The sequence below is a fragment of the Geodermatophilus dictyosporus genome, from assembly GCF_900115505.1.
Taxonomy (GTDB): domain Bacteria; phylum Actinomycetota; class Actinomycetes; order Mycobacteriales; family Geodermatophilaceae; genus Geodermatophilus; species Geodermatophilus dictyosporus.
Map to the genome: position 1 here is coordinate 216,025 of NZ_FOWQ01000005.1, position 14,661 is coordinate 230,685.

Consider the following 14,661-nt stretch of genomic DNA (forward strand, 5'->3'; position numbering starts at 1 on the left):
CCCGGACCGCCGTCGTGCGGGTGTAGCTTCGCGCCCGGGACGCGGGCCGCAGGCGCCCGTGACGACGACGCGGGGAGCGGCACGTGCACGTGGTCGTCATGGGCTGCGGCCGTGTGGGCTCGGCCATCGCACGGCGGCTGGAGCAGATCGGCCACAGCGTCGCGGTCATCGACCAGGACCCCGAGGCCTTCCGCCGGCTGGGGCCGGAGTTCACCGGCCGCCAGGTCACCGGCCTCGGCTTCGACCGGCAGACCCTGCTCGACGCCGGCATCGACTCCGCCGGCGCCTTCGCCGCCGTCAGCAGCGGCGACAACTCCAACATCATCAGTGCCCGGGTGGCGCGGGAGACCTTCGGCGTCCAGCACGTCGTGGCGCGGATCTACGACTCCAAGCGCGCCGAGGTCTTCGAGCGGATGGGCATCCCGGCCGTGGCCACCGTGCCGTGGACGGTGAACCGGCTGCTGCGCGAGCTGCTCTCGGTCAAGGTCAGCGAGATCTGGCGTGAGCCCACCGGCCGGGTGCTGCTGATGCGGGTGACCGTCACCGACGGCTGGGTGGGCCGCAGGCTCGCCGAGCTCGAGGCCGCCTCCGGTGCCCGGGCGGCCTGGCTGGTCCGCTTCGGCGAGGCCGTCCTGCCCTCGGCCGCCACCGTGCTGCAGGACGGCGACCAGCTCGTCGTCGCGGCCACCGACGAGATCTCCGACCGGGTGCACGCCACGGTCGAGCACCCCGAGGGAGGGCGGGCCTGATGCGCGTGGCCATCGTCGGCGCCGGCGCGGTCGGCCGCTCGATCGCCGGGGAGCTGCTCAACAACGGGCACACCGTGATGCTCATCGAGAAGGACGGCCGCAAGGTGCGCACCCGGGCGGTACCCGGCGCCGAGTGGGTGCAGGCCGACGCCTGCGAGGTGTCCTCCCTCGAGGAGGCCCAGCTGGCCACGTGTGACGTGGTCGTGGCGGCCACCGGCGACGACAAGGCCAACCTCGTCGTGTCGCTGCTGGCCAAGACCGAGTTCGCGGTCAACCGCGTCGTCGCCCGGGTCAAGGACCCGCGCAACGAGTGGCTCTACACCGAGGCCTGGGGCGTCGACGTCGCCGTCTCCACCCCGCGGGTGCTCGCCGCGCTGGTCGAGGAGGCGGTGACCGTCGGCGACGTCGTCCGGCTGATGAGCTTCCGCAAGGGCGCCGCCAACCTGGTGGAGATCACCCTGGCCGAGGACACCCCGTGGGCCGGCCGGCCGCTCGGCGAGGTGCCGCTGCCGCGGGAGACCGTGCTGACGGCGCTGCTGCGCGGCGACCGGGTGATCACGCCCTCCCCCGACGAGCCGCTCGAGGTCGGCGACGAGCTGCTGTTCGTCACCCACGCCGACGTCGAGGAGCAGCTGCAGCAGGTGCTCTCCGCCAGCAGCGTCTGACGGGGTCAGTCCGGCGGCGGGGCAGCTCTGTCGGCCTCGTCCCAAGTCCCGCCGTGAGCCTGCGAGGGGTGGGGAGGACGAGGTCCTGCCACGGTCTCGACCCTGTGCCGGTGCAGCCGGGCGACCACCCAGAGGGTGACCGCCAGCGCGACCGCGGTCACCGGCAGGCCGAGCACCAGCGAGGCGACGCCGAGCAGGTCCTCCTCGTTGGCCAGGTACAGCGGCGTCTGCACCGCCACCCGCAGCAGGAACGTCAGCGCCCACATCACCGTGAGCCAGCCGTAGGCCCGCACCACCCGGGGGTCGTCGCGCCAGTGCCGCTCGGGCTCCGGGTCGACCCGGCGGCCGTCGGGCGCCGTCTCGGGCGGCGGCCGGTGGTGCAGTCGCGCCCGGGCGGTGTCCACCCGCCGCCGCAGCCCCGGCAGCGAGTGCGCGGCCATCGAGCCCAGGTGGCTCGGTGCCAGGAACTCGGCGAGGACGCCGACCAGCGGCCAGCGCAGCGGCACCGACCCGAGCAGCACCACGCCGATGACGGCGTTGCGGATGATCCCCGGCACGAAGTAGTTGCGCGCCTGCCCGGACGCCGCGGCGATGGCCACCGCGACGGCGACGCCGAACAGGCCGCTGAACGCCTGCTGCAGGCTCTCCCGCCGGACCAGCCGGAACAGCACGACGAGGACGGCGGCGCCCAGCGCGCTGTAGACGCCGGTGCGCAGGTCGCCGATCGCGTTGGCGACGATGAAGGCGATGGTCGGCAGGGAGGCGTCGACCATCCCCCGCCAGCCGCCGAGCTGGTCGAGGACCAGGTGCCGGTCGAAGGTGAGCGGCCGGTCGTCCTCGGGCTCGTCGTGCGGTGCTGCTCCCCCCGGGTCGCGCCGGCCGTCGTCGTCGGCCGCCGGGGTCACCCCGCGCTCAGCTCGTACCAGGGGTTGTAGATGACCTTGCGGCCCTCGAAGTTGCCGAACCGGCCGCGTGCGGTGAGGGAGCGCCCCGGCTCGATCCCGGGGATGCGCCGCCGGCCGAGCCACACCAGGGTGACCGAGCCGGAGCCGTCGAACAGCTCGGCCTCGAGGGTCGGCACCGTCTCGCGCGGGGTGTAGACCACCGACTTCAGCCGCCCGGTGACCGTGACCACCTCGCCCTTGCGGCAGGCGCTCACCGGCTCGCAGCCGGCGCGGTCGGCCTCGGCGCGCAGCGCCTGCGCGTCGATGGTGGAGTCGTCGGCGGTCAGCCGCTGCAGCGTGCGCGAGAGCCAGCCGCCGGGACGCGTCTGTGTCACGGCTCCAGCGTAGTGCTGCCGCCGCGGCCGGCGCGGCGCTGCCCGAGCCACTCCCTCGCCGGTGCCCACTGCTCACCCGAGGGGTCGATCAGCTCCAGGTGACCGCCCGGGACGGGGCGTACCACCACCCGGTCCCCGGCCGCGCCGGCGGCCACGGCGAACCGCTCGGACTGCTCGAGGGGGACGACGTCGTCCCCGGTGCCGTGCACGCACAGCACGTCCGCGCCGGTGGGCAGCAGCCGCACCGGGTCGGCACCGGCGTAGCGGTCGGGCACCTCACCGGGCTCGCCGCCGAGGAACTCCTGGGTCGCCCCGCGGCCGAGCCGCTGCTCGGCGGCGCGGACGAGGTCGAGGACGCCGGCCTGCAGCACCGCCGCGGTCACCCGCACCCGCGGGCCGGCGCCGGGGGCGCCGTCGGGCAGCCGGCCGCGCCCGGCGGCCCACGCGGCGAGGTGGCCGCCCGCGGAGTGCCCGACGACGGCGACCTCGGTCAGGTCGAGGCGGGCCGCCTCCGGCAGGTCCGGCAGCGCGTCGAACGCGGCGGCGACGTCCTCGAGGGTGGCCGGCCACCCGCCGCCGCTGCCGACCCGGCGGTACTCCACCGCCACGGCCGCCCAGCCGGCGCCGGCGAGGTCGGCGGCCAGCGGGCGGGCCAGCTCGACCCCGTGCGCGGCACGCCAGAAGCCGCCGTGCAGCACCACGGCCACGGGCGCGGGTCCGTCGCCGGCGGGCAGGGTCAGCTCGAGGAACTGGTCGGGGTGCCCGCCGTAGGCGGCGGTCACGGGGGCGCTCACCCGGCGGGGTCGGGCGGGGCGGCGTGCCGGCCGGTGGACGGCGGAGCCGCCGTCGGCGGGGTGGACGGCGGAGCCGTCGGCGGGGTGGTCGGCGGGGCGGTCGGCGGGGCGGCGGCCGGCGGCGGGGCCCCGCCGGGCCGGCCGGCCTGCTGCTGGCGGGCGAGCTGGGCGGCGGCCTGCGGCGGCAGGGACAGCGGCAGTTGCTCGCGCACCGGCATGGGCTCGGCGCCCCGGACCACGACGACCTTGCGGAACACGTCCTCCAGCACCGCCGCGGCCTCCGGGTTCTCGGCCGCCGGGCCGCTGATCATCCCGCGGAGGAACCAGCGCGGGCCGTCGACGCCGACGAAGCGGGCGGCGCGGCGGACCGGTCGGGGCGGCGGGCCCCCGGGCTGGGCCGACGGGGTCACCACGATGCTGCCGGCGAGCTCGGTGCCGAAGGGGCCCTCGACCTCCTGCAGGCGGGCGCCCTGGCCGGAGGCGCCGCGGGCGAGGTCGGCGCGGACGTCGTCCCAGATACCGGCGGCGCGCGGCGCGGCGAAGGCGGAGACCTGCAGCAGCGAGTCGCCGTAGCGCAGGGTCGCGCCGATGACCTTCTGCTGCTGGTTGACGTCGACCCGGAGCTCCGTGCCCGGGACGGCGGGCAGCCGCAGCGAGCCGAGGTCGACGCGCACGGTGCCGTCGTCGGGGACGTCGGCGGCGTCGTAGGGGCCGGTGGTCTCGTCGACCTCGCGCTCGCGGTGCTGCGGCTCGGGCGGGACACCGCGCTCGCGCAGGCTGCGGTCGATCCGGTTGCGCCGTCGTCCGAAGGGCACCTCAGGCCTCCTGTCCCGCGCCGGTGGACCCGTGCCCGGCCTCGCCGCGGACGCTCTCCGGCAGTGCCTCGACGGTCACGAAGCGGGCCCGCACCACCGGCTGCACCACCAGCTGGGCGACCCGGTCGCCACGGCGCAGCGTGACCGGGGTGGTCGGGTCGAGGTTCACCAGGTTGACCTTGATCTCCCCGCGGTAGCCGGCGTCGATCGTGCCGGGGGCGTTGACCACGCTGACCCCGTGCCGGGCGGCCAGGCCCGAGCGCGGGTGCACGAACCCGGCGTAGCCCTCCGGGATGGCCACCGCGACACCGGTCCCCACCAGCGCCCGCTGGAGCGGGGCCAGCTCGACGTCCTCGGTGACGGTCAGGTCGGCGCCGGCGTCGCCCGGCAGCGCGTACCGCGGGGGCGCCGCCCCCGCCGCGGTGAGCCGGACGGGGACCTCGAGGGGGTCGACCACGACGGCGACCCTAACGGCGCCGGCGGCGGTCCGGCCGACCGGCCGCGGGGTCAGGCGCCGGCGCGGCGGAGGTCGGCGCGGACCCTGCGGGCGAGGGTCTCGGTGGCCTTGAGGTTGCCCCGCCCGCCGAGCGCGGCGCCGACCAGCAGCGGTGCCGCCGAGCCGACGTTGCGCACCAGCCGGCGGGACAGCCGGCGCCGCAGCGCCCGGAAGCCCGCCGTCCCCAGGACCGCGCCGACGCCCTGCTCCGTGGTGCCCTCGACGGCGCGCTGCTGGGTCCAGCTGGACAGGTAGGCCAGCGCCCGCTCGCGGGCGTCGCCGGGCGCCGGGCGGCCGGCCAGCTCGTGCAGCTCGCCGAGCAGCACCACCTCGACGGCCGCGACGAGCAGCGTCTCGGCGCCGAGCTCCAGCGGCAGGGCCACCAGCGACGGCGGGGCGAACCAGTGCGCGGCCGACAGGCCGCCGGTGGCCGCGCCGACGGCGGCGGTGAGCCGGGACGCCCGGGTGACGAGGGCGTCGGCGATCTCGTCGTCGGTGCGCCCGGGGTGGACGGCCCGCAGCCGGGCGGCGTCGCGGATGGGCAGCCGGGGCGCCGCCGCGGCGAGCAGGTCGCCGAGCACGGTGCCCGGCGACCGGCCGGTCTCGCCGTCGGCGGAGGCCGGCGCGTCGCCCCGCCGGCCGGCCGCGGAGGCGACCGCGCCGAGGACGTCGCGCAGCGTGCCGGCCGCCGAGCGCGGCTGACGGTCGGGCGCCCCGTCGTCCGGGGCGCTGCCGAGCAGCCCGGCCACCGCGTCGGCGACGGCGCGGGCCGCGCGGCCCAGGCCGGAGTCGTCGGCCAGCCAGGCCGGCCCGCCCGCCGGGGTCGCCCCCGGGCCGGCGGCCGGCCGCACCGGCCGCGGCGGCGGGACGTCCCGCGGTGCGACCCTGCGGTCCCCGTGCTCGCTCATCCCCTGCCCTCTCGGTGACGTGCTGGAACGGCCCCCTCGCAGGGCCCCGCCGCGAGCGTGCGAGCGGTGGGGGCGAGGGGGTCCTCGTTCAGGCGGCGCAGTCGCGGCAGTACAGCTGGTCGCCCTTGGTGGCGGCCAGCCGGCTGCGGTGCTGCACCAGGAAGCAGCGCGAGCAGGTGAACTCGTCCTCCTGCTTGGGCAGCACGCGGACGGTCAGCTCCTCGTTGGACAGGTCCGCGCCGGGCAGCTCGAGGCTCTCGTTGAAGTCGGTCTCGTCGACGTCGACCGAGGCGGACTGGGCCTCGGCACGCCGCGCCTTGAGCTCCTCGAGGGAGTCCTCGCCGAGCTCGTCGGCCTCGTTGCGGCGCGGGGCGTCGTAGTCGGTGGCCATGGGGTGTGCCCCTCCTCCGGGGTTCTCGCGGGCGGAACGCGCCCGCATCGTGCGACGGTGACGGGGAACGCCACCGTCCGGTCCGGCCGCCGGGGCGGCCGTGGGTTCCGGGACCGGCGCCCGCTCCCGCCGACTCCCGGGAGTCGGCCCGGTGCGGGACCGGCAGCCCCCCAACGCCGTGCGGTCCCGGTTTGTGCCCGCCCGCGCGCGGGAGACACGAGGAGTCGCGGCGGGCTCAGCGACGGGGTCCGGACGGGCCGGTGGGGAGGCGGAGTGCCGGAGGTTACCCTGCGGCCCGTGTCGAGTCCCGTGGGTGCCGATCCCACCGTCGTCGGCCCGTACCTCGCCTCCGTCCTGGGCGACGACCGATGGCGCGAGGTGACCGTCGAGCTGATCGCGGCGGGCATGTCGAACCTCACCTATGTGGTGACGCCGTCCGGGGGGACGCCGGAGGAGTCGGTGATCCTGCGCCGTCCGCCGACGGGTGCGGTGCTGGCCACGGCGCACGACATGGCCCGGGAGCACCGCGTGATCAGCGCGCTGGGCCCGACCGCCGTCCCGGTGCCGCGCACGCTGCACCTGTGCACCGACACCGACGTCCTCGGGGCGCCGTTCTACGTGATGGAGCGGGTGTTCGGCCTGCACGTCGTCGACCGCATCCCGGCGGGGTACGCCGACGAGCCGGCCCGGCGCCGGGCGATCGGCGAGGGGCTGGTCGACGTCCTGGCCGACCTGCACGCCGTCGACCCCCAGGCCGTGGGGCTCGGCGACTTCGGCCGGCCGGAGGGCTTCATGGCCCGGCAGGTGCGCCGGTGGACCCAGCAGTGGGAGGCCACCCGGGACCGCGACCGGCCCGGCCTCGACGCCCTCGCCGCCCGGCTGGCCGAGACCGTCCCGGCCGGCCAGCGGACCGGGATCGTGCACGGCGACTTCCGGCTGGACAACTGCCTGCTCGACCCGGACCGGCCCGGTGGCGTCCGCGCGGTCCTGGACTGGGAGATGTCGACGCTGGGCGACCCGCTGGCCGACCTCGGCATGCTGCACGTCTACTGGCCGCAGGCCGGTGAGCCCAGCGTCGCCGGGCAGAGCACGGTGACCGCGCTCGAGGGCTTCCCCACCCGCGCCGAGGTCGCGGCGCGCTACGCCGAGCGCAGCGGCCTCGACCTGGCCGACCTGAACTGGTACGTCGGGTTCGCCTACTTCAAGTTCGCCGCGATCGTGGCCGGCATCGTCGCCCGCTCGGCCGCCGGCGCGATGGCCGGCAAGGACACCTCCGGGTACGCCGACCGGATCGACCCGTGCGTCGAGCGGGGACGCGCCGCACTCGACGACGGTGTCCTCTGAGCCCCGGGGCCGACCGTAGGATCCGCGCGACCCGGCGAGCGCTGCCGGGCCGCCGGCGAGGAGGACGACCGTGAGCGTGGCAACCGAGACGCCCCCGGTGCGCCCCCGCAAGGACCGCCGGCTGATCCCGCCGCTGGTCTTCCTGCTCGTCCTGGCCCTCGCCGCCCTCGGCGTGTGGTGGAAGGTGCTCTCCGACGCCAGCGCCCGGGAGGAGGCCGCCGACGCCGCCTGCGCGACCGCCGAGGCCGCCCCGCCGTCCCTGGACCCCTCGACGGTGGCCGTGCGCGTCTTCAACGCCACCGACACCGCGGGCCTGGCCCAGACGGTGGCCGCCGAGCTGCAGCAGCGCGGCTTCGTCGTCGAGGAGATCGCCAACGACTCCAGCGACCGCGAGGTGACCGGCCCCGGTGAGGTGCGCCACGGCCCGGCCGGCGGCGACGCGGCCGCCTACCTGGGGCTGTTCCTCCCCGGCGCCGGCAGCTACCAGGACACCCGGGCCGACGCGCGCGTCGACCTGGTGATCGGTCCGGAGTTCGACCGGCTGGCCTCGCCCGAGGAGGTCGCGGCCACCCTCACACCCATCGCCAGCGCCGAGGCGGCCTGCTAGCGGCGCCTCGCGGAGGCGAGGGGGTCCTTCACGGGTGCAGCCGGTCGAGGAGGGCGAGGAACGGCTCGGCGACCGTCTCGGGGACGGCGACGGCCATCGGCGCGGCGAAGGGCCGGCCGGGCAGGCCGGTGACGACCAGCCCCGCCTCGGCGGCCACCAGGGCGCCGGCCGCGTGGTCCCACGGCTTGAGGTCGAGCTCGTAGTAGGCGTCCACCCGCCCGGCGGCCACCGAGCACAGGTCGAGCGACGCGCAGCCCTGGCGGCGGATGTCGCGCACCTCGGTCAGCAGCGCGGCGACGACGGCGCCCTGCGCGCGGCGCTGCTCCACCCGGTAGCCGAAGCCGGTGGCCACCAGCGTCTGCCCGAGGGAGTCCGGCCGGTTCCCGGACAGCCGCACGGGCTCCGGCTCGGCCGGCGTCGAGAGGAACGCCCCGCCGCCGGCGGTCGCGGTGAACAGCTCCCCGGTGGGCACGTCGAGCACCGCACCGGCCACGGTGGCGCCGTCGACCTGGGCGGCGATCGAGACGGCGTAGCCGCGCAACCCGTAGAGGAAGTTGACCGTCCCGTCGATCGGGTCGACCACCCACCGCACGCCGCTGGTGCCCTGCCGGTCGGCGCCCTCCTCGCCGAGCAGCCCGTCGTCGGGCCGCGCCGCGAGCAGCCGGCTGGTGATCAGCTGCTCGGCGGCGGTGTCGACGGCGGTGACGACGTCGGTCGGGCTGGACTTGACGTCGACGGCGGCGGCCGCCGACCCGCGCTCGCGGGTGATCAGCGCGGCCGCCTCCCGGGCGGTGTAGACCGCGAGGTCGAGCAGGACGGCGGGCGGGGGCGCGGCACTCACCCGGGCGATCCTGCCCGAGCGGCCACACCACCGTGCGGCGCCGGTCACTAGGGTGACCGCCGTGCAGCAGGGCTTCGGGGTGGACATCGGTGGCAGCGGCATCAAGGGCGGCCTGGTCGACCTCGCGCAGGGCGCGCTCGTCGGCGAGCGGTTGCGGGTGGAGACGCCGCGGCCCTCGACGCCGGAGGCGGTCTACCGGGAGGTCGCCGGGATCGTGGCGTCCTTCGGCTGGACCGGCCGGATCGGCGTCACCTACCCCGGCGTGATGAAGCGCGGCGTCGCCTACACCGCCGCGAACATGGACCCGGGCTGGATCGGCACCGACGTCGACGCCGGGATGACCGCGCTGGTCCCCGGCACCGTCGAGACGCTCAACGACGCCGACGCCGCCGGGCTGGCCGAGATGCGCTACGGCGCCGGCCGCGACCGCCGCGGCGTGGTGCTCATGCTCACCTTCGGCACCGGCATCGGCAGCGCCCTGTTCGTCGACGGGCACCTGGTGCCCAACACCGAGTTCGGCCACATCCAGGTCGACAGCGAGGACGGCGAGAAGCGGGCATCGGCGGCGGCCAAGGACCGGGAGGACCTCAGCTACCCCCAGTGGGCCAAGCGGGTCGACCGCTACCTCGACGTCCTCGAGAACGGGCTGTGGCCCGACCTGATCATCGTCGGCGGCGGCGTGAGCAAGAAGGCGCACAAGTGGGTGCCACTGCTGACCACCCGCACGGAGGTCGTGCCGGCGCAGCTGCTCAACGACGCGGGCATCGTCGGGGCGGCACTCACCGCCGCCGAGCGCATCGACCACTGAGGAAGGACCCCTCCGCCCCCCGGGAAGGACCTCCCTGCCCCCCACCGCTCGCAGGCTCGCGGCGGGCCCCTGCAGGAAGGCCGGCAAACGCTCGGCGCGGGCCCCTGCGGAGGGGCCGGTCACGGCTGCTCCTGCCACTCGGGGCGTCGGTCACCCCTCGGAGGGAGCGGCTGACCTGGGGTGGTGTGGCGCCCCCTCCGGGCGAGCACCGCCGCGATGGCGGTGGTCACACTCCGCTCCGCCGCTACAATGAAAGAGCCCCAGCCCGTCGCCACCCAGCCGGGAGTCATCCCCCGCCCGCGCCGCGGTCAAACACCGCGCCGGTCCGGTGGCACTCCCCGCTCCGTGGTCACTGACCGGGGCCGCTGCCCGGAGCTCCACCCGCTCCCGGGGACGCACCCAGCACGGGAAGGAACCTGAGTGCCCGCCGACAAGCCAGCACCGGACGCCGCCGGGAGCACGACCCGCTCCAGGACGGTCGCCGCCGGTCCCCGGGCCTCCCGGACCAGCGCACCCGTCGGGGTGGCCGGGAACGCGCCGGCCAAGCCCGCGCCGCGCAAGAAGGCCGCCGCGGCGAAGACCACCGCCAAGGGCAAGCCCAGCATCAGCCCCTCCCCGGGCGCCGGCGAGGGCACCGTGCTGACCGCCGTCGCCACCGAGGACTCCGCCGTGGCGGTGGTCGACGCCGGTGCCGAGGGCCTCACCCTCGACGAGACCGTCGTCGCCGGCCCCGACGGGGCCGAGGCGGCCGACGCGCCCGCGGAGGAGGCCCCCGCCGAGGGCGGCGACTTCGAGTGGGACGACGAGGAGGAGTCCGAGGCGCTGCGGCAGGCCCGCAAGGACGCCGAGCTCACCGCCTCGGCCGACTCGGTCCGCGCCTACCTCAAGCAGATCGGCAAGGTCGCGCTCCTCAACGCCGAGGAGGAGGTCGACCTGGCCAAGCGCATCGAGGCCGGCCTCTACGGCGCCGAGCGGCTGCGCCAGGCCGAGGAGGAGGGCCAGAAGCTCTCCCCGCAGATGCGCCGCGACCTCAACTGGATCGTCCGCGACGGCGAGCGCGCCAAGAACCACCTGCTGGAGGCCAACCTCCGCCTGGTGGTCTCCCTCGCCAAGCGCTACACCGGCCGCGGCATGGCGTTCCTGGACCTCATCCAGGAGGGCAACCTCGGCCTGATCCGCGCGGTGGAGAAGTTCGACTACACCAAGGGCTACAAGTTCTCCACCTACGCCACCTGGTGGATCCGGCAGGCGATCACCCGCGCGATGGCCGACCAGGCCCGCACCATCCGCATCCCGGTGCACATGGTCGAGGTCATCAACAAGCTCGGCCGCATCCAGCGCGAACTGCTCCAGGACCTGGGCCGCGAGCCCACCCCGGAGGAGCTGGCCAAGGAGATGGACATCACCCCGGACAAGGTGCTGGAGATCCAGCAGTACGCCCGGGAGCCGATCAGCCTCGACCAGACCATCGGCGACGAGGGCGACAGCCAGCTCGGTGACTTCATCGAGGACTCCGAGGCCGTCGTCGCCGTCGACGCGGTCAGCTTCACCCTCATGCAGGACCAGCTGACCAGCGTGCTGCAGACGCTGTCGGAGCGGGAGGCCGGCGTCGTCCGGCTGCGGTTCGGCCTCACCGACGGCCAGCCGCGCACGCTCGACGAGATCGGCCAGGTCTACGGGGTCACCCGGGAGCGGATCCGGCAGATCGAGTCCAAGACGATGTCGAAGCTGCGCCACCCCAGCCGCTCGCAGGTGCTGCGCGACTACCTCGACTAGGGCCGTTCCAGCACGTCGCCGAGACGGCTCCCGACCTCCGGGTCGGGAGCCGTTCTCGTCGTGCGTGTGGCCGCCGTGTCGCGGGCGGGTGTCGTCCCGGTCGCGCTGAGGTCACGATCTCACCCGCCCGGGCGGGCGGGGCGGTGTACGAGGGCCCCGGCCGGGTAGACGGCGTAGCGTGGAGGACGTCGAGACAGCAGCGGACCCACGAGCCGGAGACCTGCCGGCGCACGGAACGACCAGCACCACCCAGACAGACCGGCACGACCCAGTGACGTCCCTGCTGACCCCCACCCACCCGTCCCACCGGCCACCCGCTCCCCATCACGGGCGAGTCGGCCGACGGATCGGGAGGATCGGGAACACAGGGGCTCATCCTGGCGCTGTGCAGGAGGCCGATCCGCAGCCGCGGGTCCGTGCGGTAGAGAGCGAGTGATGACCCAGATGACCCAGACGCTGACGACGACCCCCGCCGCCGACGACCTGGTCGTGCCCTTTCACTGCGACCGGTGCGGCGCACTGGCCAAGGTGCGTGTCGTGCTCGCCAGCGGTAGCGACCTCGTCTTCTGCGGGCACCACGCTCGCGAGTACGAGTCCAAGCTCCGCGACATCGCCGTCGACATCATCGAGACGGACGGCGAGCAGCACCTCGCCCGCTGAGAGAGGCGCTATCGTCGCTCCCTGCGATGAAGCCCTCACCCGACGACGCCGCCGGCGTCCCCGTTCCGCCTGAGGCGGACGGGGGCCCGGCGGCTCCGTCGTTGTCGGGGACCCCCGGTCGACACGAGGACCCCGAGATGCCGCAGCACCCCACTCCCCACGCGCCCGCCGCGGACGCCGCCACGCCCGGCGAGCTGTCCGACGACACCCGTCCGGTCCCCCGCGACCGGGGTCCCCTCGGTCCCGACGCGCCGCCCCCGCCCGGGGTCCCGGCCGCGCCGCCCGCGGCCACCGCACCCGGGGCCGACACGCCCGGGGTGACCCCACCCGCCGCGGCGGCATCCGCAGGCGCCCCCGTCGCCGAGGCGCCACAGCCGGCTCCTGCGGCCGACGGACCGGCTCCGGCGGACGAGCCTCCCGCGCCGGCACCCGACCCGGTCCACGACACGGTGGCGCTCCCCGACGGCCCCGTGGGCGCCTCGCCGACCGAGCCGGTCCCCACGGACGCGACGGCGCGCCTCGACCCGGCCGGTGCGCCGCCGCCGGCGCCGGCCGCGGCACCGGTCGGGCCCCCTGCCGGGTCCTCCCCCGCCGGCTCCTCCCCTGCCACCGTGCCGCCGCCGAGCACCCCCGCGGCCCCCCCGCCGGCCGGCGTCGGACCCCGGCGGCGCGGCTGGCGACGGCCGGCCGTCCTCGCGCCGGTGGCGGTGCTCGCCGCCCTCGGCGTGGCCTACGGGGTGGACCTGCTGGTCGCCGGCGACGACGTGCCGCGCAACACCGTGGTGGCCGGCGTCGACATCGGCGGCCTCTCGCCCGCGGCCGCGGCCGACCGCCTCCAGGAGGACCTGGCGCCGCGGGTGGCCGCCGACCACGTCGTCGTGGCCGACGACGTGGAGACCACCCTCTCCCCCGCCACCGCCGGCATCACCCTCGACGTCGAGGGCACCGTCGACGCCGCCGACGACCAGCCGCTCGCCCCCTGGACGCGCCTGGTCTCCCTGTTCTCCGAGCGCGAGGTCACCCCGGTCATCACCGGCGAGGAAACGTCGCTGACCGCGCAGGTCGACACCATCGCGACGCAGGTCGACCGCGTGCCGGTGGACGCGACCATCGCCGTCGAGGACACCACCGCGACGCTGGTGCAGCCGGTCGACGGCCGCACCCTCGACCGGGAGGGCGCGGCCGAGGCCATCACCGCCGCCCTCGCCTCCGGAGGGGACCCCGCCACGCCGATCGAGCTGCCGGTCGACGTCGTCCCGGTGCGGGTCGACGCCGAGGAGGCCGGGCGCGTCCTCGACGAGACGGTCACCCCGGCACTGGCCGCGCCGGTGACGGTCACCAGCCAGGACGGCGCGACCTCCGTCGACGTCCCCGTCGAGGCGATCGCCGCCTCGCTGACGTTCACCCCCGAGGACAGCGGCGAGCTCACCGTCGGCGTCGACCCGGCCGCGCTGCAGACGGCGATGGGCGAGGACTTCACCGCGTTCGGCACCCCGGCCCAGGACGCCCGCTTCGAGATCTCCGGCGACACCGTGCAGGTCGTCCCGTCGGTGGAGGGGACCGGCGTGGACCCGGCCGTGCTCTCCACGCAGCTGCTGGAGGTGCTGCCCGACCCCGCACCCCGCACGGTGACCGCCGAGCTCGGCCCGGTGCCCGCCGAGCTGACCACCGAGGAGGCCGAGGCCCTCGGCATCCGGGAGAAGGTCAGCTCGTTCACCACCACCACGGGCAACAACTCCAGCGGCACCAACATCCGCGTCGTGGCCGAGGAGGTCGACGGCGCGCTGGTGCTGCCCGGCGAGACGTTCAGCCTGAACACCCACACCGGCCCGCGCGGGGCGGCGCAGGGGTACGTGCCGGCCAACGTCATCAGCGGCGGTGAGCTCTCCACCGCGGTCGGCGGCGGCATCAGCCAGTTCGCCACCACGATGTTCAACGCGGTGTTCTTCGCCGGGCTCGAGGACGTCTACCACAAGCCGCACAGCTTCTACATCAGCCGCTACCCGGCCGGGCGCGAGGCCACGGTGTACGAGGGCCAGATCGACCTGCAGTGGCGCAACGACACCGAGACCGGCATCTACGTCGACACCCAGTGGACGCCGGGCGCCTCGGGCGGGTCGATCACCGTCACCTTCTACGGCACGCGCTACTACGAGGTCGAGGCGATCGAGGGGCCGCGGCGCAACGTGCGCCAGCCCGCCGTCCAGGAGAAGGTCGACGACGGCAACTGCATCCCGCAGGGCGGCGCCCAGGGCTTCGACGTCACGGTGACCCGGGTCTTCCGCGACCTGCAGAGCGGCGCGGAGCTGCGGCGGGAGTCCTTCGACACCAGCTACGCCGCCGAGGCGGTCATCCGCTGCGTGCCGGCGCAGCCGGACCCGGCCGCGCCGGCACCCGCCCCGGAGGGCGCCCCGCCGCCCGCCGCGCCGTCGGCCCCCGGTCGCCGGCCCGGGCACCGCCGGACCCGCTGAGCTCCTCGCCCGACCGGGCGACCGTGCCCGGTGCCACCCGCGCGGCCCGGCGGGCGG

16 protein-coding genes are annotated in these 14,661 nt (G+C 76.2%); 8 read left to right on the forward strand and 8 right to left on the reverse strand.

Going from position 1 to position 14,661, the window contains the following annotated elements; translation table 11 throughout:
* The first annotated feature begins 83 nt into the window (after positions 1-83).
* Both BMZ33_RS13945 and BMZ33_RS13950 read left to right on the forward strand, forming a co-directional pair.
* Positions 84-749, forward strand: coding sequence for a potassium channel family protein (locus tag BMZ33_RS13945; protein WP_091111501.1), 666 nt, complete (start codon positions 84-86; stop codon positions 747-749).
* Positions 749-1,414 (forward strand): potassium channel family protein, encoded by a 666-nt coding sequence (locus BMZ33_RS13950; RefSeq protein WP_091111503.1) that lies wholly within the window; start codon positions 749-751, stop codon positions 1,412-1,414. The genes BMZ33_RS13945 and BMZ33_RS13950 overlap by 1 nt, the downstream gene beginning before the upstream one ends.
* A 5-nt stretch (positions 1,415-1,419) precedes the next feature.
* On the opposite strand, the gene BMZ33_RS13955 is transcribed toward BMZ33_RS13950, so the two are convergent.
* From BMZ33_RS13955 to BMZ33_RS13985, 7 genes are all read right to left on the reverse strand, one after another.
* Positions 1,420-2,319 (reverse strand): DUF3159 domain-containing protein, encoded by a 900-nt coding sequence (locus BMZ33_RS13955; RefSeq protein ID WP_091111506.1) that lies wholly within the window; start codon positions 2,317-2,319, stop codon positions 1,420-1,422.
* Positions 2,316-2,693 (reverse strand): OB-fold nucleic acid binding domain-containing protein, encoded by a 378-nt coding sequence (locus tag BMZ33_RS13960; protein ID WP_091111508.1) that lies wholly within the window; start codon positions 2,691-2,693, stop codon positions 2,316-2,318. The genes BMZ33_RS13955 and BMZ33_RS13960 overlap by 4 nt, the downstream gene beginning before the upstream one ends.
* Positions 2,690-3,487 (reverse strand): alpha/beta hydrolase family protein, encoded by a 798-nt coding sequence (locus BMZ33_RS13965; RefSeq protein ID WP_091111510.1) that lies wholly within the window; start codon positions 3,485-3,487, stop codon positions 2,690-2,692. Before BMZ33_RS13965 ends, BMZ33_RS13960 begins: the two co-directional genes overlap by 4 nt.
* Complete coding sequence (locus BMZ33_RS13970) at positions 3,484-4,302, reverse strand: DUF3710 domain-containing protein (protein WP_091111512.1); 819 nt, start codon at positions 4,300-4,302, stop codon at positions 3,484-3,486. Before BMZ33_RS13970 ends, BMZ33_RS13965 begins: the two co-directional genes overlap by 4 nt.
* Position 4,303: 1 nt before the next feature.
* Positions 4,304-4,759, reverse strand: coding sequence for a dUTP diphosphatase (gene dut, locus BMZ33_RS13975; protein WP_091111515.1), 456 nt, complete (start codon positions 4,757-4,759; stop codon positions 4,304-4,306).
* Between the two features lie 50 nt (positions 4,760-4,809).
* Positions 4,810-5,706 carry a hypothetical protein gene (locus BMZ33_RS13980; protein WP_091111518.1) on the reverse strand — a complete coding sequence of 299 codons (897 nt, stop codon included), beginning with the start codon at positions 5,704-5,706 and terminating at the stop codon, positions 4,810-4,812.
* A gap of 88 nt (positions 5,707-5,794) precedes the next feature.
* Positions 5,795-6,097 (reverse strand): DUF4193 domain-containing protein, encoded by a 303-nt coding sequence (locus BMZ33_RS13985; protein WP_091111521.1) that lies wholly within the window; start codon positions 6,095-6,097, stop codon positions 5,795-5,797.
* Between the two features lie 297 nt (positions 6,098-6,394).
* Here BMZ33_RS13985 and BMZ33_RS13990 point away from each other — a divergent pair, with 297 nt between their 5' ends.
* On the forward strand, positions 6,395-7,441 hold the full coding sequence (locus BMZ33_RS13990; RefSeq protein WP_091111863.1) for a phosphotransferase family protein: 1,047 nt from the start codon (positions 6,395-6,397) through the stop codon (positions 7,439-7,441).
* A gap of 70 nt (positions 7,442-7,511) precedes the next feature.
* The gene (locus BMZ33_RS13995; RefSeq protein WP_091111523.1) at positions 7,512-8,048 is read left to right on the forward strand and encodes a LytR C-terminal domain-containing protein; all 537 of its coding nucleotides are present in this window, start codon (positions 7,512-7,514) and stop codon (positions 8,046-8,048) included.
* A gap of 28 nt (positions 8,049-8,076) precedes the next feature.
* Here BMZ33_RS13995 and BMZ33_RS14000 read toward each other — a convergent pair whose 3' ends face one another.
* On the reverse strand, positions 8,077-8,889 hold the full coding sequence (locus BMZ33_RS14000) for an inositol monophosphatase family protein (RefSeq protein ID WP_169064310.1): 813 nt from the start codon (positions 8,887-8,889) through the stop codon (positions 8,077-8,079).
* Between the two features lie 61 nt (positions 8,890-8,950).
* Here BMZ33_RS14000 and ppgK point away from each other — a divergent pair, with 61 nt between their 5' ends.
* The 4 genes from ppgK to BMZ33_RS14020 all read left to right on the forward strand — a co-directional run bounded on the left by ppgK (position 8,951) and on the right by BMZ33_RS14020 (position 14,604).
* Complete coding sequence (gene ppgK / locus BMZ33_RS14005; protein ID WP_169064311.1) at positions 8,951-9,697, forward strand: polyphosphate--glucose phosphotransferase; 747 nt, start codon at positions 8,951-8,953, stop codon at positions 9,695-9,697.
* A gap of 420 nt (positions 9,698-10,117) precedes the next feature.
* Positions 10,118-11,473 carry an RNA polymerase sigma factor gene (locus BMZ33_RS14010; RefSeq protein WP_091111531.1) on the forward strand — a complete coding sequence of 452 codons (1,356 nt, stop codon included), beginning with the start codon at positions 10,118-10,120 and terminating at the stop codon, positions 11,471-11,473.
* Between the two features lie 435 nt (positions 11,474-11,908).
* Entirely contained in the window at positions 11,909-12,133 is a 225-nt protein-coding gene (locus BMZ33_RS14015; RefSeq protein WP_091111865.1) for a DUF7455 domain-containing protein, read from the forward strand.
* A 701-nt stretch (positions 12,134-12,834) separates the two neighbouring features.
* Positions 12,835-14,604, forward strand: a complete 1,770-nt coding sequence (locus tag BMZ33_RS14020) for a VanW family protein (RefSeq protein ID WP_169064312.1) — start codon at positions 12,835-12,837, stop codon at positions 14,602-14,604.
* Positions 14,605-14,661 lie beyond the last annotated feature (57 nt).